Origin of the sequence: Dyadobacter koreensis (assembly GCF_900108855.1) — a bacterium.
Lineage (GTDB): Bacteria > Bacteroidota > Bacteroidia > Cytophagales > Spirosomataceae > Dyadobacter > Dyadobacter koreensis.
The window spans coordinates 831632-856174 of sequence record NZ_FNXY01000001.1; the positions used below are offsets into that span (position 1 = coordinate 831632).

The 24543-nt window shown below is 41.2% G+C and carries 22 protein-coding genes; 10 read left to right on the top strand and 12 right to left on the bottom strand.

Going from position 1 to position 24543, the window contains the following annotated elements; translation table 11 throughout:
* Positions 1-71: 71 nt before the first annotated feature.
* Positions 72-1052, bottom strand: coding sequence for a GlxA family transcriptional regulator (locus BMY70_RS03390; protein ID WP_090332659.1), 981 nt, complete (start codon positions 1050-1052; stop codon positions 72-74).
* Positions 1053-1244: 192 nt separating this feature from the next.
* Between BMY70_RS03390 and BMY70_RS03395 the strand changes: the two genes are divergently transcribed.
* On the top strand, positions 1245-1817 hold the full coding sequence (locus BMY70_RS03395; protein WP_090331922.1) for a dihydrofolate reductase family protein: 573 nt from the start codon (positions 1245-1247) through the stop codon (positions 1815-1817).
* A gap of 127 nt (positions 1818-1944) precedes the next feature.
* Here the strand turns inward: BMY70_RS03395 and BMY70_RS03400 are convergent, their stop codons facing one another.
* Positions 1945-2730, bottom strand: a complete 786-nt coding sequence (locus BMY70_RS03400) for a mechanosensitive ion channel family protein (RefSeq protein ID WP_090331924.1) — start codon at positions 2728-2730, stop codon at positions 1945-1947.
* Between the two features lie 147 nt (positions 2731-2877).
* On the opposite strand from BMY70_RS03400, the gene BMY70_RS03405 reads away from it, so the two are divergent.
* A complete protein-coding gene (locus BMY70_RS03405) occupies positions 2878-3315 on the top strand; it encodes a GNAT family N-acetyltransferase (RefSeq protein WP_090331926.1) in 438 nt (145 codons plus the stop codon).
* A gap of 30 nt (positions 3316-3345) precedes the next feature.
* On the opposite strand, the gene BMY70_RS03410 is transcribed toward BMY70_RS03405, so the two are convergent.
* On the bottom strand, positions 3346-3777 hold the full coding sequence (locus tag BMY70_RS03410; protein ID WP_090331928.1) for a hypothetical protein: 432 nt from the start codon (positions 3775-3777) through the stop codon (positions 3346-3348).
* 166 nt (positions 3778-3943) lie between these two features.
* On the opposite strand from BMY70_RS03410, the gene BMY70_RS03415 reads away from it, so the two are divergent.
* Entirely contained in the window at positions 3944-4582 is a 639-nt protein-coding gene (locus tag BMY70_RS03415) for a DUF3575 domain-containing protein (protein ID WP_090331930.1), read from the top strand.
* A 68-nt stretch (positions 4583-4650) separates the two neighbouring features.
* On the opposite strand, the gene BMY70_RS03420 is transcribed toward BMY70_RS03415, so the two are convergent.
* Positions 4651-6390 (bottom strand): thiamine pyrophosphate-dependent enzyme, encoded by a 1740-nt coding sequence (locus BMY70_RS03420; RefSeq protein ID WP_090331931.1) that lies wholly within the window; start codon positions 6388-6390, stop codon positions 4651-4653.
* A gap of 518 nt (positions 6391-6908) precedes the next feature.
* On the opposite strand from BMY70_RS03420, the gene BMY70_RS03425 reads away from it, so the two are divergent.
* The 3 genes from BMY70_RS03425 to BMY70_RS03435 all read left to right on the top strand — a co-directional run bounded on the left by BMY70_RS03425 (position 6909) and on the right by BMY70_RS03435 (position 12427).
* Positions 6909-9731: a PAS domain-containing sensor histidine kinase gene (locus BMY70_RS03425; RefSeq protein ID WP_090331933.1), complete on the top strand. Its 2823-nt coding sequence runs from the start codon at positions 6909-6911 to the stop codon at positions 9729-9731.
* A 230-nt stretch (positions 9732-9961) separates the two neighbouring features.
* Positions 9962-10243, top strand: coding sequence for a 2TM domain-containing protein (locus tag BMY70_RS03430; protein ID WP_090331935.1), 282 nt, complete (start codon positions 9962-9964; stop codon positions 10241-10243).
* Positions 10244-10456: 213 nt separating this feature from the next.
* Positions 10457-12427, top strand: a complete 1971-nt coding sequence (locus BMY70_RS03435; RefSeq protein ID WP_090331937.1) for a sialate O-acetylesterase — start codon at positions 10457-10459, stop codon at positions 12425-12427.
* Positions 12428-12530: 103 nt separating this feature from the next.
* On the opposite strand, the gene BMY70_RS03440 is transcribed toward BMY70_RS03435, so the two are convergent.
* The gene (locus tag BMY70_RS03440; protein WP_090331939.1) at positions 12531-13403 is read right to left on the bottom strand and encodes a CE1 family esterase; all 873 of its coding nucleotides are present in this window, start codon (positions 13401-13403) and stop codon (positions 12531-12533) included.
* 89 nt (positions 13404-13492) lie between these two features.
* Here BMY70_RS03440 and BMY70_RS31190 point away from each other — a divergent pair, with 89 nt between their 5' ends.
* Entirely contained in the window at positions 13493-13705 is a 213-nt protein-coding gene (locus tag BMY70_RS31190; RefSeq protein ID WP_229209460.1) for a hypothetical protein, read from the top strand.
* Positions 13624-13788: a type II toxin-antitoxin system ParD family antitoxin gene (locus BMY70_RS03445; protein ID WP_229209484.1), complete on the top strand. Its 165-nt coding sequence runs from the start codon at positions 13624-13626 to the stop codon at positions 13786-13788. The genes BMY70_RS31190 and BMY70_RS03445 overlap by 82 nt, the downstream gene beginning before the upstream one ends.
* A 105-nt stretch (positions 13789-13893) precedes the next feature.
* Here BMY70_RS03445 and BMY70_RS03450 read toward each other — a convergent pair whose 3' ends face one another.
* The 5 genes from BMY70_RS03450 to BMY70_RS03470 form a co-directional block, all read right to left on the bottom strand.
* Positions 13894-14388 carry a hypothetical protein gene (locus tag BMY70_RS03450; RefSeq protein ID WP_090331943.1) on the bottom strand — a complete coding sequence of 165 codons (495 nt, stop codon included), beginning with the start codon at positions 14386-14388 and terminating at the stop codon, positions 13894-13896.
* A gap of 60 nt (positions 14389-14448) precedes the next feature.
* On the bottom strand, positions 14449-14832 hold the full coding sequence (locus BMY70_RS03455) for a VOC family protein (protein ID WP_090331947.1): 384 nt from the start codon (positions 14830-14832) through the stop codon (positions 14449-14451).
* Positions 14833-14913: 81 nt separating this feature from the next.
* Positions 14914-16236, bottom strand: a complete 1323-nt coding sequence (locus tag BMY70_RS03460) for an MFS transporter (RefSeq protein ID WP_090331948.1) — start codon at positions 16234-16236, stop codon at positions 14914-14916.
* A gap of 25 nt (positions 16237-16261) precedes the next feature.
* Positions 16262-17035 carry an SDR family NAD(P)-dependent oxidoreductase gene (locus tag BMY70_RS03465; protein WP_090331950.1) on the bottom strand — a complete coding sequence of 258 codons (774 nt, stop codon included), beginning with the start codon at positions 17033-17035 and terminating at the stop codon, positions 16262-16264.
* Between the two features lie 151 nt (positions 17036-17186).
* Complete coding sequence (locus BMY70_RS03470; RefSeq protein WP_090331952.1) at positions 17187-18452, bottom strand: hypothetical protein; 1266 nt, start codon at positions 18450-18452, stop codon at positions 17187-17189.
* A gap of 255 nt (positions 18453-18707) precedes the next feature.
* On the opposite strand from BMY70_RS03470, the gene BMY70_RS03475 reads away from it, so the two are divergent.
* Positions 18708-20525: a cytochrome-c peroxidase gene (locus BMY70_RS03475; protein ID WP_229209461.1), complete on the top strand. Its 1818-nt coding sequence runs from the start codon at positions 18708-18710 to the stop codon at positions 20523-20525.
* A gap of 39 nt (positions 20526-20564) precedes the next feature.
* The gene (locus BMY70_RS03480) at positions 20565-22976 is read left to right on the top strand and encodes a metallophosphoesterase (protein ID WP_090331954.1); all 2412 of its coding nucleotides are present in this window, start codon (positions 20565-20567) and stop codon (positions 22974-22976) included.
* Between the two features lie 74 nt (positions 22977-23050).
* Here the strand turns inward: BMY70_RS03480 and BMY70_RS03485 are convergent, their stop codons facing one another.
* Both BMY70_RS03485 and BMY70_RS03490 read right to left on the bottom strand, forming a co-directional pair.
* Positions 23051-23980: a bestrophin family protein gene (locus tag BMY70_RS03485; protein WP_090331955.1), complete on the bottom strand. Its 930-nt coding sequence runs from the start codon at positions 23978-23980 to the stop codon at positions 23051-23053.
* 33 nt (positions 23981-24013) lie between these two features.
* Entirely contained in the window at positions 24014-24487 is a 474-nt protein-coding gene (locus BMY70_RS03490; protein ID WP_090331958.1) for a hypothetical protein, read from the bottom strand.
* Positions 24488-24543: the final 56 nt, after the last annotated feature.

Here is a 24543-nt window from a genome sequence, read left to right on the forward strand (position 1 = left end):
CGTGTCTCAAATCCGGAGTTGAGACACGTTCTTATTGAATTGAAAACAAAAATTGAAGTTAAACTGATATTTTACACCACCGCAGCTTCCTTATTATATCGGGTCCGATAATCGATCGGAGATAATCCTGTAATCTTTTTGAAGACCGATCGAAATGCTTTCGCATCCGAATATCCTACGTCATACATCACTTCATTCACATTTTTCCCAGTGGTTTCAAAATGCTTTTTCGCCGCCTCGATCTTGACCCGCTGGATATATTCTACAGGTGTGTTATTTGTTGCTTTTTTAAATCTCCGCTCGAAATGTCGCCGTCCTATGGCATACATTGACGACAACTCTTCAACTGAAATTTTCTCTGTAACGTTATTTTCGATGTATTCCTGTGCTTTTTTAATTGGATTATCTTCATGCTTTTTCTGCCCGTTAAACATCACGAAAGGTGACTGGCTCTTACGGTCAATTTCCAGTGCATAAATTTTTGAAGCCATAATCGCTACATCTCTGCCGGCATGTTTTTCAACGAGATGCAACAGCAGGCTCCAATAGGAAGTGGCACCGCCGCTACTATAAAGTCCCTGTTGTTCCGTAACAATTCTCCCGTCGACCAGTGTAACTTCCGGAAACATTTCCCTGAATTCCGGAGCAGTTTTCCAATGACTCGAACATTCCTTACCGTTGAGTAGCCCTGTGGAAGCTAGCAAAAACGCACCAACGCACAAACTGGCTACCTCCGCCCCATTCGCATATTGTTCCTCAATCCAGGGAATGAAAGCTTTATTGGCGGAAACGGTTGCCGCCAGATCGCCTCCAATAGCTGGAATTATAATCAGATCCATTTTTCCGGAATTAGCCAGGAGCTCGTCAGGATGTACCGAAAACGTACCATTATGGAATTTCACATCCTTTGATAAACCTACCATTTTTACATCAAATAAAGGTTTTCTGCCCATTGCTTCCAGGAAATCATTGGCTCCGGTGAACATGGTCCGCGCGTCCACGATACTACATAAAACGGCTTCATTAGGGATCAAAATCGCTACGTTTTTCATCTGGATCAAGGCTTCTAAAAGATTTCTGGTTTCTGTAAATAAATGTATTAAATAAAACAATATATCCACATTCTATGTCGCAATTTACCCTTCAGGAAGTCTCTTTCACACATCCCTTGCTGACCCATTTTACAATAATTTTGTAATGGAAAAATAAAAATAAGCTGTCTCCAGATCTTACGCAGTGCCAATATGCGAAAAGTAATTGTTTCCATGAATGTGACGCTCGACGGCTTTATGGCCGGACCTAATAATGAGCTAGACTGGCATTTCAACTATTGGAACGATGAGATGGCCAAGGAAGCCGCCGAACAGCTGAACAAAGCCGACACCATTTTGCTTGGGCGGATTACCTATGCAGCCATGGCACAATATTGGCCTTTGCAACCACTCAATCCACATTTTGCCAGACAGGACCTCGCTTTTGCTGACATGATGAATAATTACAGAAAAATCGTTTTTTCTAAAACTTTAAAAAAAGCATACTGGAATAATTCCCGGCTTATTAAAGGCAGTGTTCAAAATGAGATTACCCAGCTCAAACAGGAAGCTGGAAAAGACATCATTGTACTCGGAAGCGGCAGTGTGGTTTCCTTACTTGTTCGATTGAATTTGATCGACGAATACCAGCTTTGGGTTCATCCGTTGAGACTTGCAGCAGGAAAGCCGCTTTTTAAAGATTCCGGTGTAAAAAACAGACTAAAACTGATCCAGAAGAAGGAATTTACCTCAGGTGTGACTATATATTTTTACATTCCGCGCTAAACCAAAGCAGTAAAATCCTGGTATTAACTTCAGGATTTCCCTGCTTTTGTGCTATGTATTTAAGGTCGCTCGATGATTTTTTCATCATTAGGAGAAAAATAGTCGTCAGGCTTCTACTTCGAGCATTTTAAAGGCCTGGCAATTTCAATCCGGATGTTTTCATATTTTCCAGCAGTTTTTCCTGAATGGCCATTTTTGTATCGATAAAGCCGTGGGCGTTGATCCAGACATTTAACATAACTTTATAACCATCGCTTTCAATAGAGGAAATTCCAATTCTCCTTTCAGGCGTTGCAAGTATATTTTGTGAACCTTCGAGAACCTTATTGATAAGATCTTTGACGCTCATAAAGTCGATGGCGTTGCTGAATTTCATTTCGATATCCAGCCGTCTTTTACCGGAAGAGCTGATGTTAATAATGACCTCGTTGGAGAGTTTGCTGTTCGGAATAACAACGGTGCGATTGTCAAATGTCTTTACGACTGTATAAAATATTTTTATTGCCGCCACTGTACCTTCCTGATTTTGAGCGATAATATTGTCCCCCACTTTAAAGGGCTTCAGAAGCAAGATCAAAACTCCGCTGGCAAAATTCTGAAGTGTCCCGGAAAGAGCAAGACCCGCTGCTACTCCGATCGCGCCGATAAGTGCAGCGAACACAGTCATCTGGATTCCAATGATTTGCATGGCTGCGATAATCAGTAAAACCCGGAGAACAGTAATTGTTAAACTTAGTAAAAAGGGAGTAAGAGAAGGGTCAATTTCCTTTCTGTGCATGTGCGTGGACATCCATCGTGACAGCACATTTATAAGCCATAACCCCGCTAGCAAAACTACAATTCCAAGTAAAAATGAAGGCCCGTGATCTAAAATCCACAGGTAAGCTTTATTATAAAATTGATCTAGATTCATCTGTTTTTTCTTTAAGTTTATCCATCATTGGCTCTGCATTTAAATTTCTATACCAGAAAAATTCAAGATCAGGATGATTTACAGAGCTCCGGATACCAGATTCCTGTCCATGGGATCGCGACAATCTGACTGAAAACTTATTAACTTATGTCTTTCGAAATTTCACCATACAAGCTTGCTTATTCGGCAAGACTCCGGGAGGTTTTTCTGGAATCACGTAAGCTTGCGTTCCCCTGGATGGATTCTGAGAAATTTAAATTGAAAGATTTTGATGAGGTTATAAAGGAAGAAAAAGTACTTGTAGCTTTGAAAAAGGGGGTTCCTGTTGGATTTATAGCTTGGTGGCCGCCGGCAAGTTTCATACATTCACTTTTCATCGATCCAAATTTTATCGGGCAGGGAATTGGTAAATCACTACTCGAAGCATGCCTGAAACAGACCTCGCGCCCCTTAACACTGAAATGCCTGAAAGCAAATGAAGCTGCTTTAAAATTTTATCAGAAGCAAGGCTGGGTCGTAGAGGAAACGGGGCTCTCGCCAGACGGAGCCTATTTTTCACTTTCGTTTGGCAGGAATATCAAATAAATAATATGGGATTATCGTCATGATCTAAGTCTATTGACGGACATATCTGGATCTTCTCACAGGCGATGTATCGATCAGAGAAATAATCAGTTCATCGTCATTTTGTTCAATCTCCCATTTGCTGGAAATACAATCAACCAGATTACATTGAGGATTTTGTTCAAGTTTTTCCTTTGGTTCTATTTTAAAAAGGACTCCGTTTAATTTATAAGAATCGGGCGTACAACACGCTGGTAAGCCCTTATCATTCAAAATGACACCGTCAAAGCGGAATGTGATCTCATAGGGCTGTTCCGATACCGGGACCAACTCCCATGTTTTCTCACCATTAGCCGTCCGCTCATATGCTTCCAGTCGCCATGTTCCGTAAATATCTTTAATAGCCGGGAGTGGTTCGGATTCTTTGTCCTTACAATTTAAAAGCAACAGTCCCAGGATGAATATGGCAAATACAGATTTCATAATTCAGCATTTTAAAGCATTTTTCGTGAAAGACACAAAAAACGAACTGTTAGTTGGAATTACATTCAGGTAATTATTTTATTTTAAATAAAAAAAATAGAAAATTGCAAACTGTATTACAACGAAATAAGTGCAAAGTAAGTCTTCTGATAAAAACTCAACCGTTATGAAAAAATGTGTACTATTTCTACTTATCTGCATCCTGCCGTTAAGCTCTTTCGCGCAGTGGAGTGCTCAGCTTGGCGTTAATGTAATTCCAGTGATATCCAAGACATTGGAAGTCAGTTCTGAATTCAGCACTCATCCTGGTTATTCGCTGAATTTTAATGCAGGTTACACCTTTAAAACAGGATTTGTCGGCATACCAGACTATAAAGTTTACGACTATATCAGTGAGCGAAAAACTTCCGGTGCATTTTTAAAAGCCGGGGGAAGACTCTATCTAAGAAGTTTAACCGGTAGGCAACGAAAGACGAACTTTTTTTTAGGAGCCGCATTGATTGTTTCACAATATAAGCAGACAGCTTTACGAAGATTAACGGGCCCTAATTTCGAGAATACTGACAATTACGTGGATGTAAACTCTAATGGCGTCACTCTCTGCCCAGCCATCTCGATGGGATTTAGCAGCCGTCTCAGTGAAAACTTTTCCTTGGATTGGGGATTACAAAAAGCATTCGTAAATCGTGACAGTGACCTGATCGGAAGAAAAGAACGAAATTATCAGCCCGGAGCAGGAAGTGGTCAGTCCATTATTATAGGTTATCTGCAGGGAATTTTAACCTTGAAGTATAAGTTGAAATAACAAAAGAATACTAAAACAGAAAGGGTTGTCTATTTTAGTATTCTCAATAAAGTCGGAAGAATTAATTTTTAATCCAACAATTCTTCCAGGTGTTTATAATTAGATTTAACCGTATCCAGCACTTCGTCGAATTTCCCTCCGAGCATAAGTTTGGTCATTGAAAGCGCCATTCCTTTCATCATTTTAAATTCTATTTTAGGCGGCATGGCGAGTGCATTCGGATCTGTCATAACATTGACAAGAATTGGCCCGTTGTATAAAAATGCTTCCTGCATAGCAGATTCAAGATTTTCCGGATTATTTATTGTTAAAGATCGGATACCCATGGCTTGCGCAACGAGCGCGAAATCCGGATTAACCATATCTGTTTCGGAATCCGGCAAACCAGCTACCTCCATTTCAAGTTTCACCATTCCCAAAGATCGATTGTTAAAAACAATGATCTTGATAGGAAGATCATATTGCCTGATCGTTGCCATATCGCCGAGCATCATAGAAATCCCGCCGTCGCCGCACATCGCAATAACCTGACGGTCAGGACAAGCAAGTGCCGCACCGATAGCGTGAGGCATGGCGTTCGCCATGGAACCATGCGTAAACGAACCGACCATACTCCGCTCTCCGGTCGCCCTCAGATAACGCGCAGCCCAGACACAGCACATACCTGTATCGACTGTAAAAATAGCATTATGCGTTGCCAGTTTATCAATTTCGGCCGCGACGGCTTCTGGATGAATGGCATCCTTACTTCCCTTATCTTCCACATAAGTGTTCAGATTATCCTTCACTTTTTCGTACACATGCAGCTGCGCTTTTAAAAAACTGTCATCTTCTTTATTTTTCAAAAGCGGAGCCAGAGCTCTGAGTGTCGATCTGACATCGCCGTGCAATCCCATATCCAGTTTCGCCCTTCGTCCCAGCCTTTCCGGTTTGGTATCAATCTGGACCAAAACCTTGTCCTGCGGAATGAAAGGGACATATGGAAAATCGGTTCCAAGCAAAATAACCATATCACTTTCATGCATGCTGTGATATGCAGAAGGTAGTCCAAGCAGGCCCGTCATGCCTACTTCGTAAGGATTATCGTATTGTATACCCATTTTCCCACGAAACGAATAACCAACCGGCGCTTTCAGCAGAGCCGCCAGGGCGACAACTTCATCATGTGCTTCCGCTGCTCCAATTCCGCAAAATATCGTGATCTTTTTATTTTTATTGATCAAATTTGCAAGCAAAGCCAGCTCTTGGTCCTGCGGACGGATGAGGGCTTTTGAAAAATAATTCTTATCTGCAGAAATATTTTCCACTGCTTCCAAAGCACTGACATCTCCCGGCAAACCCAAAACCGCAACACCTTTCATTTGGATTGCGTGCTGCAAAGCTGCCTGCGTCATTCTTGGAAGCTGGGCAGGTGTCGTGGCAATCTGGTTGTAATAACTGCAATCATCGAAGAGTTTGATAATATTTGTCTCCTGAAAGTAGCCGCTTCCAAACTCCACCGTCGCACAGGTGGATGCGATAGCAAGGACAGGCGCACCGGCTCGATGCGCATCATAAAGTCCGTTGATCAAATGAATGTGCCCCGGTCCACTGCTTCCTGCACAACAAGCCAGACCGGTAAGTTCCGCCTCCGCCGCCGCCGCGTAAGCTCCCGCCTCTTCATGCCTTACATGAATCCATTTGAGTCCGGGGTTCCGTCGGACAGCATCATTTAATTCGTTAAGACTGTCACCTGTAACCGCATATATCCGCTTAATTCCAGCCTGCACAAGCATATTTGCCAGCTGTTCTGCTACTTTTTTTGACATATTATCTTATGTTAAGTCTTGTAAAGATTGAGATTATTTTTTTGAATAAAAACGTGCCTCCAAATGTTCGTCAAGTCTGAATTTTTATTCTCAATGAGCTAAAACCTGTTAATAGTCCAATGTTTAAGTCGCTGAGAATAATTGTAAAATTCTTGATTCAGCTCGCATTCTACAATGCCCTGACAACTTAAAATGATGTATTATTTACTGTTATTCAGTAATTGAATCAGCAGTGGAAAATTCTTTCTGAAATTTTCTGTGAATTTTGATACCGATGGAAGCAGGGCCTAATCTCCAAATAGAGTTGTACAGATCAATACGTTAAGTTTGTCTAAATTCCTTCATCCTTACGGTAAACGTAATTCTTACTACTGTAAAACACCTCGAACAGTGAAACGTTTATTCATGCAGGTACAATTTTTATACACAATGTTCTTGATCAGAAATGGGTGTTATTAAGCATCGAATTTCATTCAGATTAACATTTTGATTTTAACGATACAGCCTCTTTCGCCTCTATGAATGAATTTTCCAAACCATTTAATCCAGATAGTACTACCGAAGTAAAGCGCCTGGAAATGGCTTTGGAAGCTGCCTGCGTAGGGACGTGGGATTATGATCCAAATACAAAAATCTTCCGTTTGTGCGAGCGTTTCAAATCAATATTTGACTATTCATTTGACAATGCTGTTGAAATTGATATTGTTTTGGACCGTATTCATACCGATGATCGTGATCATGTAAGGCAGAGAGTGGAAGATTCTTTGGAAAATAATCCCAAAGAGCAATTTGATGTCGAATTTCGTGTCATAGACAGCAAGGACGAAATCAGATGGATAAACTTTAAAGGCCAGGTACAAAAGAATGAGAAGAACCAGACATCTCTGATCATTGGTATTGCGCTCAATGTCACAGTAAATGCTCTTTCTAAACAAAATCTGGCATTAAATGAAGAACGTTTCAGAAATCTGATTGAGGAAGCTTCCATCGCCAGTTGCCTGTTTGTCGGTCCAGAACTGAGTATTGAAATTGCTAACGATATCATGATCGGGTATTGGGGAAAGGATAAATCTGTGATCGGTAAACCATTTTTTGAAGCGGTACCTGAATTGAAAGGACAGGTATTTAGCAAAATTCTTAGTGATATCTACGAAAACGGACAAACATTTACTGCGACTAATATGCCTGCCGTACTCGAAGTAAATGGAGTGCTTTCGGAATATTATTTTGATTTTACCTACAAACCACTTCGTAACAAAAAAGGCGAAATCTATGCGATCATGGATACCGCGATCGACGTTACCGAGAAAGTACTGGCTCTCAAAGCACTGGAAGCCAGTGAGGCAAAATTAAAATCTGTAATTGCCACAGCCCCGGCTGCGATAGGACTTTTCGTTGGACGCGAGCTAATGATTGAAATGCCCAATCAGACCTTCATCGATATCGTCGGCAAAGGCCCCGATATTAGTGGAAAAACGCTCCGTGAAGTTATGCCAGAATTGGAAAATCAACCTTATCTCCAAATTCTCGATGACGTGTTTACATCTGGAAAAATGTATCAAAGCTTTGGTACACAGGTGGATATAATTAAGCATGGTGTAATGTCTAATAACTTTTATAACATCACCTATACACCGCTGCGAAATGCCGACGATGAAGTATACGCCATTCTTGATATCGCGATCGATGTGACTGAACAGATACAAGCGGAAAGACAAATTGAACAAAGTCAACAGCAATTACTGGACCTTTTCGAAAAGTCTCCGGTAGGTATCGCTATTATTGAAAAAAATGACCTTGTTTTTACAATGGCAAATTCCTTTTACGGGGAACTGGTTGGGAGGCATCCCCAAGAGATAATCGGAAAATCGTTGCTGGAAGCCATTCCTGAACTTAAAGGCCAGGGTTTTGATACTTTGCTCAGGGAAGTCGTTGCCACCGGAACGCCTGTGAAACTTAAAGAAGTTCCTGTTGATATTATTCGAAACGGTGTTGCGGAAAAGATATACATTGACTTTATGTATCAGCCGAAACGCGAAATCGACAGTTCAGTTTCTGGCACCCTGGTCGTTGTTACGGATATGACAGAGCAGGTATTAGCGCGGCAAAAAATTCAGGAAGCTGAGATAAGCCTCAGAGGCGCAGTGGAGCTGGCAAACCTTGGCACCTGGCAGATCGATCTCGCAACCGGGATATTAGATTATTCTCCGAGACTTCGTGAATGGTTTGGGATTGAAGAGCACGAAATAATTACAATTGAAAGAGGTTACGAGCCAATCAGGGAATCAGACCGTCCACGGATAAAGGCTGCTATTAATAAGGCGATCTCTCCGGATTCTGATGGTATTTATGATATTGAATATGTAGTGGAAGCTTCCAAGGCGGGGCGCCAACGTATATTACATGCGCAAGGAAAAACCTATTTCAACGAGAAAGCAGAACCTGTTAAAATAAATGGCTCTGTCCAAGATGTGACCGAACAGCGCCAAATTCAGCTTTCGTTGGAAGAACTAGTCAAGGAGCGAACAGCAGAGCTGGAAATATCGAACGAGGATCTGGGGGCAATTAACGAGGAATACATCACGATCAATGAAGAACTTGCAAAATCCAATGATCTGCTGATTCGTTCAAACGAGAATTTACAACAGTTTGCCTACATTGCATCTCATGATTTGCAAGAACCTCTCAGAAAAATTCAATCCTTTGGAGACCTTTTGAAAAAACGTTATACAAACGAGCTTGGTTCAGGGTCCGAGTATCTGGATAGAATGCAATCTGCTGCAAAAAGAATGTCGTCGCTGATTGAAGACCTCCTGACTTTTTCCCGCGTATCGACTAAAAAAGACACCACGAGTGCGATATCTCTGGACAAAACGATAAAAGCCGTACTAAATGATCTGGAACTTGTGATTCAAGAGACAGGCGCAAAGATAAAGGTAGGAGAATTGCCGGTGATACAGGGCGACGAATCGCAGCTGGGACAGCTATGTCAGAACCTCATCAGCAATGCGATCAAGTTTCATAAACCGGGTATTGCACCGGTAGTGGAAATAAATTCAGAAATTGTCTACGCCCAAGACTGGCCTTTAACATTTAGGCCTTCAAAAATGGCGCCTGTCTATCATAGAATTAACGTTATTGATAACGGGATTGGCTTTGACACCAAGTATACTGACCGCATTTTTCAGATTTTCCAACGGCTCCATGGAAAAAACGAGTATGCCGGAACGGGCATTGGCCTGGCGATCTGTGAAAAAGTCGCCAGCAATCATGGCGGTGCCATCACGGCGTCAAGTCAGGTAGGTGTAGGTTCTGTCTTCAGCGTATTTTTCCCGGTTTAACCGGACTGAGATGCCGCCATTCTTTTGAAATCTTCTTATGTTAAACTAAATAATAAGTCCGTTTACCTGCATATTAATTGACCCCATCCGAGAATTTCTGTCTTCTGTCATTAATTTTCTGAACTTCGTCCGAAACAGCGCTACGGTTAAATCATTCCATACTAAATTCATATCATAGTTCAAATCAAAACGGATTGACCAACACATTAATCAAACTGATGATATAAATAATGGAAACTTCACGAAACGAATTACTCTGGAAAAAGGCAAAAAAACGCGCAGCATTTAAAGCTCATCTTCGCTCCTACGTGGTGGTTATCGGCGGGCTATGGATCATTTATGGCCTGACGACTCAACAGTATTGGGGACACCACATCCATCCATGGCCGATCTGGCCGACGCTTGGCTGGGGAATTGGCCTGTTATCTCATTACCTGGCAGCTTATGGACACTATGACGAAAAAAAATCTGTCGAAATCGAATACGAAAAACTTTTACGCGAACAGCGATAATTTTTTCACTAAAATATATACTGGCCTGGCAATTTCAGTCAGGCTTTTCTTCGTTTAAGATTTAGCAAAACAGGTTTCGAAACAGAAAACTTTTGCACCTGCTTTCTCCCCAAGAAAACACTTTAAAGCTTCGTCTAAAAGAAAATGCAACTAATTTTTCAGTAATTTAAGCCCTCGGTCTACTTTCAATCTGGACAATAGTTTAAATAAAAAATGAAAAAAATTTTCCTGTTTCTGCTCCTGATTTCAGGAACCAGCAGTTTTGCACAATTAAAATTAGCGCGTCTTTTTTCAGACCACGTTGTACTTCAAAGACAAAAGCAAATTCCTGTCTGGGGTTGGGCAAAGCCGAAAGAAACGGTGACTGTCACCCTGGCCGGACAAACCCTGAAAGCAAAAGCCGACGCTTCGGGTAAATGGTTAGTTCGCTTTTCTCCACTTGAAGCAGGAGGACCATACCAAATGAACGTTTCTGGATCTTCTGGAAAAGTTAGCGTCGAAGATATTCTTATCGGGGAAGTCTGGTTATGTTCCGGTCAGTCGAATATGGAATTTAAAGTTCAGCAGGCAGACAACTTTTCAGAAGAAAAAAAGAACGCAGATTTTCCGAAAATTCGTCATTTCAATGTAGATCATGAAGTGACAATGGACGTTCAGAAAGATCTTAAAAACGGTTCCTGGCAAATCGCATCACCCGAAACTGTTGGAAATTTTACGGCAATAGGTTTCTTTTTTGCACGCGAATTATTTCAAAAATTGAATGTTCCAATAGGTATACTTCATAGCTCCTGGGGTGGATCGCAGATCGAAGGGTGGATCAGTAAAGAGGGAATGTTGAGCAGCGAGGAGTTGAAAAACTATGCTAATAATCTACCCAAATCGTGGAAAGAAGCTGATTCACAACTGGATAGAAAACTAAGGAAGCAGCTTTTTAAAGATTCGCAAATAAATCCTTCCGCTGAAGACGAAGCAAAGTATCAGGAACCCGGTTATGATTTTTCAAAATGGACGAAGACTGACAATCCGATCGGTCAGTGGGACTGGAAAGGTATCTGGGCATTTAGAGGAAATGGCTATATGGCCAGAACGATTTTCGTACCGGCTGATCTGGTAGCCCGGAAAACCGTTTTGGGACTTGCCGAAAATGACAGCCATAATGCCATTTTTATCAATGGAAAACTAATTAAGGAAGGAATTTTAAAAGGCGTAAGAAAGATCGAAATTCCTGAAAATATCTGGCGGGCAGGAGACAACAGCCTTGTTATTAAATTCGGAAATATGATCGATACCCCATGGTATGGATTAGGACTGAGAGGATCGTCAGATGATCTGTATGTGGGAACTGACAAACAAAAAATCAGTATCGCGAAGGATTGGTTTTTAATGCCTTCTTTTGCAGACAATCACAGCTACGTTCATTCCAGCAATAATGTAGGCACTACTATATACAATGCGATGATTGCACCACTTGTGCCTTTTGCAATCCGTGGAAATTTGTGGTATCAGGGCGAAGCCAATACTGGCAGAGCCTTCCAATATCGCCAGAGTTTTCCGTTGATGATTCATGACTGGCGTAATAAGTGGGCTGTAAACGGCAAACCAGGCGACGAATCATTTTATTTTGTTCAGCTATCGAGTTACGGACCGGACCAGGATAGTAATAAAGGCAGTAGCTGGGCAGAACTTCGAGAGGCGCAAACTATGACATTGGAATTACCAAAAACAGGGATGGCGGTCACAACAGACGTTGGAAATGCAAAAGATATCCATCCGACAAACAAACAGGATGTAGCGCACAGATTAGCCACAAACGCATTAAAGCTTGATTACGGACAAAATATTGAATACAGCTCCCCGCTTTACGACACCGTCACGTTTAGTGAAGGAAAAGCTACCATTAGCTTTAAATTCGCCGGAAGCGGGCTTGTCGTCAAAGATAAATATGGTTATTTGAAAGGATTTGAAATCGCCGGTGAAGATAGAATTTTTTATTATGCCAAAGCCGAAATTCTTGGAAACACGGTTATTGTTTATCACCCAAAAGGCGTGAAACCTACCTCCGTACGATACGCGTGGTCAGATGCTCCCGTGGAAGCAAATCTATATAATTCAGAAGACTTCCCTGCCAGTCCTTTCCGCACGGATAACTGGCCTGGAATAACTATCGGAAAAAAATTCGAGTAACCCTAATCATGCGAAGCCAAAAAATCAGGGCAAAGGACGCGAAATAATTCCTACGCGTTCTCTGCCCTTTTTCTTCTTCTTTACTGAATGAAAAAACAAATGCTTACTCTGTGATTTGTCTTTTAAAAAACTTCCAGGATTCTTCAAAAACATCGATATCGGTTAGAAATTGATGTTTACCATTAACAACTTTCAGCAGTGTAACTTCCGGTTTATTTTTCTTCTTGTAAGTATATTTTTCAACCGTTATGTCATTTTTCGTATCTGCATCCGGCACGATCGACTTTACAGGTTCTCCATCATATCCATCAAGAGCGGCCCAATATTTGAAAGATTCATCGGTTGATCTTACCATGCCCAGCGTTACGCCTGGTGTTTTCACCTCACCTCCGTTATATGGATTGGTTGAATCAGCGGTTCCATTAATTATCTGGATTGCAATCGGCTTTCTTGCTTCACCACAATCCATGTTATCAGCCGTTGGCAAATTTGCCACGATTGCAGATAACGCTCTAAATTTGTCAGGTAACGTCAGCCCCAATTTATAGGTCATATGCCCGCCACCGGAAAAACCGGTCGCAAAAACCTGCTTTTCGTTTATTGTGTATTTAGTTTTAAAATAGGAGATCATTTCTGAAAAGAAAGCCTCTTCATTTAAATTCTCAACATTAGTCACAGCCGTTGAAGCTTTTCTGCATTCATTCCAGTAACGCTTATAACCCGCAGGATATGCAATAATAAAGTTTTCTTTTTGTGCCAAAGATTCCATCTTCGTCATTTTATCAAAAAGACTCTGGGGATCCCCGCCTGAGCCGTGCATAGCAAAAATCAGACTCGCTCCCCTGGAAGTTGAAGCAGGTTTATTGAAAAAGAAAACCCGGTAATGATTATCAATCCGCAAGGAATCTTTGATCATCTGCGCATTGGCAAAAATACATGGAGATAACAAAATTGTCAGAAACAGTTTTTTCAGCATTTTATCAGTATTAATTTGATATAGTTTATTGAGAAGCGTGGGAAACTGTTTAATATACTGATTGTACCAGGATAAAAATAATGATATCTATGAAATTTGTGATCTCGCTTTGGTTACCAAAATTAGGTAACTTTGATTTACTGGGTCAAAAAATTATTGCATTGGAAAAAATACATCCATATCAAACAGCCAGCATTTCGACGCATTTATTCAAAATCAGATTGACAATGGCAGGTATACCTCAGCCATCGAAGTTGTGCGAGAAGGGCTCCGCTTATTGCAAGAAGACGAGCAACGACTAAAAATATTGCGAAACGGCCTTGTTGATGGCGAGGAAAGTGATTGGGTTGAAACTTCAACTCGACCGAATTTAAAGCTACATTAAAGAGTAATACTTTACGTAATGAGTACGAAGTCGAACTTATCCGTGTTCCTCATGTAAGTATGGACATCGAGAAACATTTTGGATTAATTTCTACAATTCCCAAAATTACATATATTTCATCCCAGGATAATCAAGTAACCTTCTCCACAGAGCGATCTGTCCTATGATATTTGCCTCACGATATATGCTAAAACTGAAAAATTCATAAAACGAAATTGTTTCTCCCGGCATCATATCAATTCTTTTATCGAGCTGCTCATCATCCGCTTCGAGCAAACTATTTTTAAGAATCGGAGAGATGTGTTCCCAGTCTTTTTTATACACTTCCAGTGCCGGATAAATTGCGTTATCCTGAATTCCTTTATTATCCCGAAACAACTCGAAAGCCGTATCCTGCTCATCGATTCCAAGCTGATTTGCCAGTTCATATCGTTCCCTGACGATACTTCCCGCCAGCCAGGCTATATGATTTGCTTTTGTATTTAACCTGTTATGAGTATCCGCATCAGAAATTCCCTCGATCGAATTTTTAAAAAACTGGGTTTGCATATCATACAAATCCATTAGCCCATTCAACCGACGGTTGCTTACATGTTCCATAAAAATTAAGATTTAATGATTTTAGGTAAAGTCATTGGGATTGATAGAGGAAGGCTTTTTTTATTTTGTTTCCAAAACGGATAGAATATTTCCTGCCGGGTCTGTGAACCATGCAATCAGCGGTCCGCCGCCGCGAAAAATATTATCATCGTCTGTTTTCATATCCGGCATATCATAACTTTCGAATGGCACACCCGCCGCTTTAAGTTTTTCGACCGCCTGCTCCACATTCGGTACCGGAAAATTCAGAATTGTAAATGTGGCAGGAGTGTGATTCGGTTTTTCGTACACCATGATATCATTTCCACCATTTATATGCAGCTGTAAAATCTGCATTTCTTCGTCTTGAGTTACTGCCAGTTGAAGTGTATCTCCATAAAACTGCCTGGCCTTTTCAAGGTTATCTACTGAAAATCCACTGAAAGCTTTTGTGTCTTTAAACATAATCTACCCATTTTAGATGTTGATAATAAAATAGTTAATCTAGAAAACCTTATCCCCTTCCAATTTCATACCAGTAGGAAGCTAAGCAGATTCTGCCCGGCTCAAATGCGAACCTTCTTTTTTATAGATCCGGGACAGCTTTTTATACGCACTGGTTTGCATCGCAATCAAGGTGATGATCAATCCGATTACACCTGTCACAGAAAACAGTAACGCAAGTCCGCGGTCACTGCCTGTTCCAAACCAGCTTCCAATCAGTTTCACGCCGGTACCCGTTGTCATAAAGGGGATAAAAATAAATTTCGCGATCGGACCGATCATAAAGGCAGTTAACGGTGAAGCCGCCTGCTCCACGCTCTGCGCGAAGCCAAAGACCCTACCCTGTCTTTCAGGAGGGATTACTTTCTGCATAATGGTCTGTTCGGTCGCTTCCACAACCGGGATCAGGCAGAGATAAACAAACAATCCGACCGCGAGCAGAATGATCGAAGCTTGAATAGTAAAGAAAATACAAATTGTCCACATGACGATGTTGGCTAAAAAAAGTGTTTTTAGAGGTTGTTTTCCTAAACCTTTTTTAGCGACAACCAACCCGCCTATAATAAAACCTAAACTTAAAAATCCCCATAAAGCCCCCCAAACCTGAACCGAAACGAGCGACAACCCATAGGCGTCCATAAGCGACATGAAGACACCGCCGAGAAAATTGTTGAACGTATTGAAAAATATTAATCCGAATAACCCCGGCACCAGATTCACAGCAGCGATTGTACCCCTGATGTCAATACTATCAAAATGTGATTCGACATGCACGATACCCTTTTCTTCTATTTCAATCCAAGTCAGATGAATTAAAACAAGTAATGTTAGTCCCACAGCCAGAACGAGCATCCACATCATGCCCATAAAACCGATTATCAGTCCACTGAATATTGACGCAACTAAAAACGAGACCCCGTTAGCTGTTCCGACAAGACCATTTGCCTTGTCTCTACCCTCTTCCGGAATCAATATCGTAATAACGGTCGACAGTGCAATCGATCTGATGTTTCCAGTGATAGCACCTAAAAGTGACAGAATAATAAATATCCAGAGACTTATACTTGACGGATTGGAAAAAACATTTGGTGGGGTTAGCATATAAATGATCAGCGCGCCTGTATACAGGATTAGCGTGATCACGCCGGAAATCAACATCGAAGTCTTTTTCTTATATCGATCTACCACAGAACCCAGAAAAAAGCCTGAAATCGCGACGGTGCCCAGATAAACACCAGCCATTATGGATGTCGCCATGACTGATTTTGTTTCCAGATAAACCCAGAAAGTGACAGCAAACCAAACAAATGTATTGGTTAGCGACGCTGCCAGAGAATTAGCCAGTACGGAGTAAAACGTTTTCATAACATAGTTTTAAAAGTTGCGAAAACTAGTCCATGGTCGTGCCGCACGTCACGTTTAAAGCTGTCCCCGTGATGGCTGTTGCCCGATCGGAAGCGAGAAAAACAGCAGTTTCAGCGATCTCGGAAACTTTAGGCAAACGGTTTAACATCGTATCATTCAGTAGCCTTTTCATCGCCGATTCAATTTCTATTCCACCCTTGGCAATTGCATTTGCAAAAACGGCCGAGTCAGGTGAGCCGGCCGAACGGATACAAACCACACGAACGCCCGCTGGTCCAAGCTCCGCAGCCAGATTTCTGGAAAAACCTTCCATCGCGCTGCAAGCGGGACCAAAACCTCCAACGTTTGCATAAGACATACCCGCCGGGGTCGCAGTTAAAAAAAGGATAACGCCGCTTTTCTGCCGAACCATAAAACGGCCGGCAGAAGCACTGGTAATAAAATGCGTTTTCATGGCTATGATGATCGGTCTTACAAAATCATCAAGTTTCATTTCCACAATAGGAACATCTTGTGAATCTTGTAATCCAATCAGATTAAAGGAAATGTCTATACTTCCGGCGCTCTGAAATACTGATTCTACGTAACCGTTAACAGCACTTTCGTCCAGAGCATCGACTTCTTCGGCCTCTGCTCTGCCACCTTCACTGATAATCTCATCCCTAATTTTAAGCACGGACGCAAGATGATGTCCGCTTAGAAAGACAGTTGCGCCTTCCTTCGCAAAAGCCTTCGCAACTGCGGCGCCAAGAGAGCCGCCAGCTCCGTAAATGAGCGCATTTTTATTTTCAAGCAACATAAGAATTGGTTAAAAATGACAATTCAAAAGTATCGTTTTTAACCAATTCTGAAAGTGGCCTTATAAGACAGAATGAGGGGGTGATTGCGACAATAAATCTCGAAAAAACAACAGAACATTTTTCCGACAAGTTTTGTCGATCAGCCAAATTTTAAAACTGATAAGCGAGAAGTATATAAAATCGCTGAGCAAGCGAATTCAGTCCCTGGTATGCAGACATTCCATTTCCTCTCTCATAACGTACTTCCAATGAGTATTTTCTCATGGCGGCGCCAACTCCCCCCAAAAGTCCCTGTTCATATTTCCTGACACTTCCCAGCGCCTGACCCGTAGTTACCCGTCCTTTATCTGAAAAGAACGTGGTTTCTACCCGTGCTGTATTCGATTCGGATACTATCAATCCATTTGAAACTCCAAGATTAATATACAAACTGAATTTTCTCGCAGGTATCCTGTAACGTAGAAAATTATTCAATTTTACGTAACCAAATCCAAGTGTGTAGTCCATAAAGCTAAAATCCTGATCACTTGTGTACTGTTCAAGATGATTTGATGTTTTAAAAGAAGTAAAAAACAGCTCGTTGTAAATCGAAAATTTTTGCCTAGTACGTGGTAGAATCAGATCCAGAGAAACACCGCCAGCAATTTGTTTCGACGAGGGTAAAGGTTCCAGCAAATATTGACTTCCCACATCTCCTTTAAAACGTACTTTTGTAACGGAAGCTCCTAACAGCACTCCAAACTTTGTCACAACTTTTTCTGTATTGAAAATCACAGTGTTACCAGAAGAATTGCAAGCTTTGTAATATTGTTCGAACAGTTTACTGATCGACCGTTGCGAATATGTTACTTGATTAACATTGACTGAAACCCCAGGGCAATCTTGAAAATAATCTTCCAATTGTTTTTTAAAGCCATCGACCGTCACGATTCCTGCTTGATTATTGCGTTCTATCCGATAACGGTAATAGACCAGCCAGTCAAACCTCTCTCCTGTTCTGATAAAAAAATGAGATCTGTCGTTCGCTTCATTCAAATAGTATAGTCCCTTAGGAGCCTTCGACAACTCCAATAAAAATACGGTATCCGGGCGCATGCGCATAGTAGCGCTGCTTGTGATTTCGTTTGCTCCGTCACCGTTTTCATTTACCGAAATCTCCGCCCTGAGGTAACTTTCACCATGTACGCTGAAGCCAGATAAGTCATTCAATCCATAATTTTTTTCCACCCCGTCCTGCCGTTCTTTAAAGTCAACGGTCTTTGGATTTTTTGACCAGTTCAGGTATCTGATAAACCCGTTTATTGTATCATGTTTTGTTGTAACAATGTAGCCCGGTTCGTAATTTTTTTGTGCAAAAAGCGGACAAGTAATTAGTGAGAGGATAATGATTTTCAAAAATAAGTAATTGTACTTCATCAAGATCGAATTTAGAGTTTACAATGAAAGAGAAGATTCCCGTTGTAATTTAATCATTTAAGACATTTGTATCTATTAAGTTACTTAATTCTATCTTCTAAACTGCCAAAGGCGTCTCTGAAAAAATTCAGCTCATGAGCATAACGATTTAATTACCAATCGATAAATTAAAGTCATTTTTGATTTTTAACAGATTACCTTTGCATATTCGACACTAAATTTCAGAGAAGAAAACACGAATTTATCCCTGGCCAGTTGAAATTAATTCTACTAATCGGCGCTTTGTTTAGTATGGTCATGGCAGCGACTTTCCATGAAAAAAAAACTATTGGTGTTGAAGAAAGCATATCTCAATTCCGCATGGACTCCAAAGTTTTCGCATCCAGCATCCTGAACCTGGAAAATGCTTTGCAAAACCTGGATTCGTACCGACCGGAAACGATAAAACGAGCAAAAGAAAAGCTAATTTCAAGTCGCATGGCTTACAAAAAAATTGAATATCTGCTCGAATACTTTTTTTACACTTCTTCCCGCGTGTATAACAAAGCCCCGAAAAATGAGATCGAAGAACCATTTCTGGAATATCAGGAATTGGCTGGATTACAATATCTTGAAACACTGTTGTTCGATAGTTTACCTGAACGACATAAACCCATTTTTAAAGAGCAGACAAAATTACTACGCACTGCATCAGCCGATCTGAACTCACTCTTGTACGATTTTCAGGGCACGGATGAACAGATTCTTGAAAGTGTCAGAATTGAACTGATTCGTGTCATAACACTTGGCATTGCAGGCTTTGACGCACCTTCCTTAAAATCCGGCATTCCAGAATCGGCAATCGCTGTGCAATCCATGCATAAAACGCTGAAACCCTATCTTACAAAGAGCAAATTCGCTGCTGACAGTGTTGATTTGTACCTTCAAAAAACCTCCGCATATCTGCAGGCAAATCCAGATTTCGACTCTTTCAATCGGCTGGAATTTCTAACCAATTGCGCTCTTCCGCTGCAAAAATACTTGGGTAAGATGATTCGGGCGAATGGACTTGAAGTGAACAAATATGGAATTTTGCATTACGGTGCCGACCATATGTTCAGCCCAAATGCCTTCCAAAAGACCTCCTTTCCGGGAAGTAATCGTGACGCATCGGCCAAGGAGATCTTGCTGGGAGAAAAACTTTTTTCCGAGAATACCTTGTCGGGTAATGGAACCAAAAGCTGCGTTTCTTGTCATAATCCAGGCAATTATTTCTCCGATGGACTGTCAAAAAGTAAAAGTTTTGATCGGATAACTTCGGTAAAACGAAATGCTCCGACCTTGCTTTACTCCGGTTTGCAGCATAGCCAATTCTGGGATGGCCGTGTAAAAAGTCTGGAAGAACAGATTGAGGCCGTGATCAAAGATCCGCGTGAAATGCACGGAAATATGTCTGTATCGCTTGCTAAAATAAACGGTGACAAAATGTACAGAAAAGCATTTCGGACCGCGTTTTCCAAAAAACGTAGTGAGCCCGTTTCAGAGCAAGAAGTGTATCGGGCGATCGCGTCCTATATCAGGACATTGAATCCGTATAGTTCTGCATTTGATAAGTACCTGGGCGGAAATAAAACAGCTTTGACAGATAATCAAAAGGCCGGATTTAATCTATTTATGGGCAAAGCCCAGTGCGGTACGTGTCATTTTGCACCTCTTTTCAATGGTCTTATCCCGCCTTTTTATTCACTTACTGAATTTGAAGTACTAGGAACTACCAAAACTGAGGACCTGGTCAATCCGGAATATGATACCGATGAGGGCAGGTTTGTCTTTCGACCTATCAAATTTTACAAAGGTGCTTTTAAAACGCCAACCGTTAGAAACTCAGCAAATACAGGTCCTTATATGCACAATGGTGCTTTCAATTCATTGGAAAGTTTAATGGAATTTTATAATCAGGGCGGAGGTGCCGGATTAGGATTAGATTTCCCAACCCAGACTCTTTCAACGGGGAAGCTGAATTTAACAGATACCGAAAAAATGCAGATCATCAAGTTCTTGGATTCTCTGACCGATGATCTGAAAATACTTTAAATAACACCAGATTTGATACCCCTGACACTTAATAATGATATGAAAAAAAATCTACTACTGCTTTTCTTGTTGTTTTTTGTTATCCCCGGGTATGGACAGCTTATTCGTGGGCCATACTTGCAAGCCGCAACAGCGAACAGCATGGTTATCCGCTGGCGAACCGACGCAGCTACAACTTCCCGTGTTCAATTCGGTAGTTCGCCGAACGATTTGAACCAAAAAATTGATGATAATGCGCTCGTTACAGAACACGAAATAAAGCTTACCGGCCTGGCACCAAAGACGAAATATTTCTATTCGATCGGCTCCTTATCGACCGTTTACCAGGGTGACGCAAATAATTATTTTGAAACGACACCTACGGCCGGGACGATCGGGAAATATCGCTTCGGCGTTCTGGGCGATTGCGGCACAAACTCCGCTTTTCAAGGAAATGTGCGCGACCAGCTTACTAATTATTTGGGGAACAACTACATGAATGCATTGCTTCTTTTAGGTGACAATGCTTATTCGCAAGGAAAAGATCCAGAATATCAGTCGAATTTTTTCAATCACTACAAAGACAATTTTCTCAAAAAATATCCTGTTTTCCCGACGCCGGGAAACCATGATTATGCCAACGATGATCCAAATCGTCAGATCGATCATAAAATTCCGTACTATGAAATTTTCACTATGCCCATTAATGGAGAATCCGGAGGCGTTGCTTCAGAAAATGAAGCGTACTATTCTTACGATTATGGAAATGTGCATTTTCTCTCGCTGGATTCGTATGGAAAAGAAGATAGGTCTACCCGATTGTATGACACACTCGGAAAACAAGTACAGTGGATAAAAGCCGATCTTGCAGCAAATAAAAATAAAGGGTGGGTTGTTGCATACTGGCATCACCCACCCTTCTCACTGGGTTCCCGAAATGGGGAGACGGAGAACGATATGATTAAGATCCGTGAAAATTTCATCCGGATTTTGGAGCGAAATGGTGTAGATCTGATTCTTTGCGGGCATAGTCACGTCTACGAAAGGACAAGATTAATTCAGGGATTTTATAATTATTCCGGTTCTTTCAACAATGCAGTGCACAATGTCAGTCAGTCCTCGGGGAAATATGACGGCTCCGACAACTCATGTACCTATATCAAAAGCTCGAATCTAAACAAAGGAACCGTATATGTTGTGGCTGGTTCGGGTGGGCAACTAGGCTCTCCAAGTCCGGGCTATCCGCATAAGGCTATGTATTATTCCAATGCAGAACACGGAGGCTCGATGATGCTTGAAGTGGAAGGGAACCGGCTTGATGCAAAATGGATCGGAATTGACGGTCAGATCCGGGACAAATTTACTATTGTTAAGGATGTCAATCAAGACAGAACCGTCGAAGTTGAGCTGGGCAAAAGTGTAAATCTTGAAGCGTCATTCAACGGGCAATATATTTGGAGCACGGGGGCCAATTCCAAAAACATCTCAGTAACCCCAAATGCTGATACAGATTATTCTGTAAAGGATGCCCAAAACTGTCTTAATGATATTTTTCGCGTAAAAGTGGCAATTCCGCTTCCTGTGAAATTGTTTTCATTTGATGGATCCTCAGATGCAGACAATATTGTGAAGCTCAGCTGGACAACCGAGTACGAGAATAATTTCTCTCATTTTCAGATTGAAAGATCGATAAATGGAACAGATTTCACAGATTTAGGGCGTGTTAACAGCAGTCAAAATTCGAAGGAGAAAAAATTTTATGAATTCTCTGATCAAACCGGGAAAAACATTCTTTCGCCTGACATTATTTCTTACCGCCTGAAAATGATTGATCTGGCGGGCAAGACAGAGTATTCCAGGATTATTACTATAAAGCTCAATCAGATTATTCCTGTAAAACTGCTCTCGCTTGAAGGCGTAGCGGATGCACGGAATATTGTTAAATTAAACTGGACCACAGAATTTGAAACCAAATTTTCTCATTTTCAAGTTGAGCGTTCTTCCAACGGCAAGGATTTTACCGACCTGGGCCGGGTAAATGGAGGTCAAAACTCAAAGGAGAAAAAATCTTACGAATTTTTCGATCAGACCGGCGGAACAATTACTTCACCCGATACCATTTCTTACCGTTTAAAAATGGTGAACCAAACCGGAAGCTCTGAATTTTCGAAAATAATCAAAGTGAAGCTGAACGAGATAGTGCTCGGGACAGATCCATCCATTTCTCTTGATATTGCCATAGTCCCGAACCCTTCAACACATGACGATGTTCAGGTGAAATTAGTGGGAACGGATCGGGCGGCAACTCAACTTACAATCATTGATATTGCCGGAAAAACGGTGCTGTCCAAACTGATGACCTTAACGAAAGATTTAACGCCATTTCTGCCAAAAGAACTTCCTAAGGGAACTTACTTTCTTAAAGTCGTAATTGAGAAGAAGACAATCACGAAAAAATTTGTGATCTTGTAATAAGATGATTTCTCTTATACCAGAAAAGTGAGCCGGATACCGGCCCACTTTTCTACTACACTCTTACTACTTACTTACAAAATGTAAAATGCTTCGGGTTCGAAAGCTTTGGGAACTTGTTCATCATGTACGATTTGCTCATCATCGTTCATCATTTGTTTCAAGTCGCGCTCGATGTTCCTTGATATTGAAAGTACGGGAGTATCTGTTGGTTTATTTTCGAATGGATCTTGTAAGTGAATCGCCATTTTTTCTATAAGGAAAAAGCAGGCAGTAATCACTACCAAAACAGGAACCATCAAGAATCCAAAAAGGTCCACCATTCCGAAGGGCAATAACACAATAAAAAAGTGCAGGGCAAGATGAATATAGAGGCTATACGTTGCCGGAAAAACGGTATTTTTTATCCTTTCACATTTTCCCATCGCATCCGTCAGACGAGTGATCGTGCTATCAATTTCGACCTGTTGGTATGGATTTACCCACCCTTGTTTCAAAGCATTATTCAGGTCGCGCGCATGCAATTGCGTCAAACCCAAATGTTTGTTGTCATACTTCTTGATGTAGTCATATTCTTCCCGAGGAAGAAACTTTTCGATTGTCGGCATTGGATCATTTTTACGCAATCCGTTCCCAAGTGCATAACACCAGGCTATCTGGCGTCTGATTATACGGTTTTTAAACTCCTTGATATTTTCCGGCTGATATGGATCGTCCATCAGATTCAACACCTGACGAGCCAGCGTTCGCGAATCGTTCACGATCGAACCCCAAATAATTCTTGCTTCCCACCATCTGTCATATGCCTGGTTCGAACGAAACGCCAGCAGCAGGGAGATAATCGTGCCTAGCACTGTGGGCACAGTCATATTGATCGAGATATTCGTGATTTCAAAGTTCTTGTATACAATCTCAATAATTAAGCCGTATAAGGTCACGAGCAGAACTTCGTATTTGATTTTCCCAAAAACGTATTTTATAGGAATATTCTTTTTTAACAGCATAATTCAGTGATTTGTTGATGGAAGTGATAGGTGTCAGAGAGATACTTCGCGGGCATTTTCCATATTTGACGATACAGATTCGTTAATCTTGTCGGCGTCGATAAGGGGCAATCCGCATTTCATAATGACCGGCAGCGCGTCGATGCTGCTTTTGCTTAGTTTAGGCATACCATAACACTTCGAATATCCGATGTAGTCAGCATTGTTATAGTCCAGAAAATTTTTGAAAACGGCCAGTTTGCTTCCGTAGAAAAATTCAATTTTTATACTTTTCAAAGTCGATGGATACACCTCTTTCAGAATTTCGCATTCATGACGAAACTCTTCTGAAACAAATTCATATTCCTTTTTACGGTAATTAGAAAAAAGCAGATCCTGAATATCATCGGCCACATGGAAAAGGTGTATAAACAGAATATTGACCTCTTCGCTCGCATTTCGCACAATTGCCTCAGCAACCTGTACAGATTCTGCACTGAAATCGCTGGGGATTATCACCGTTTTCATAATCTTATCGTTTTGGTTAACAATGCTTTTTGTCAATTTTTTGATATTGCAATGTT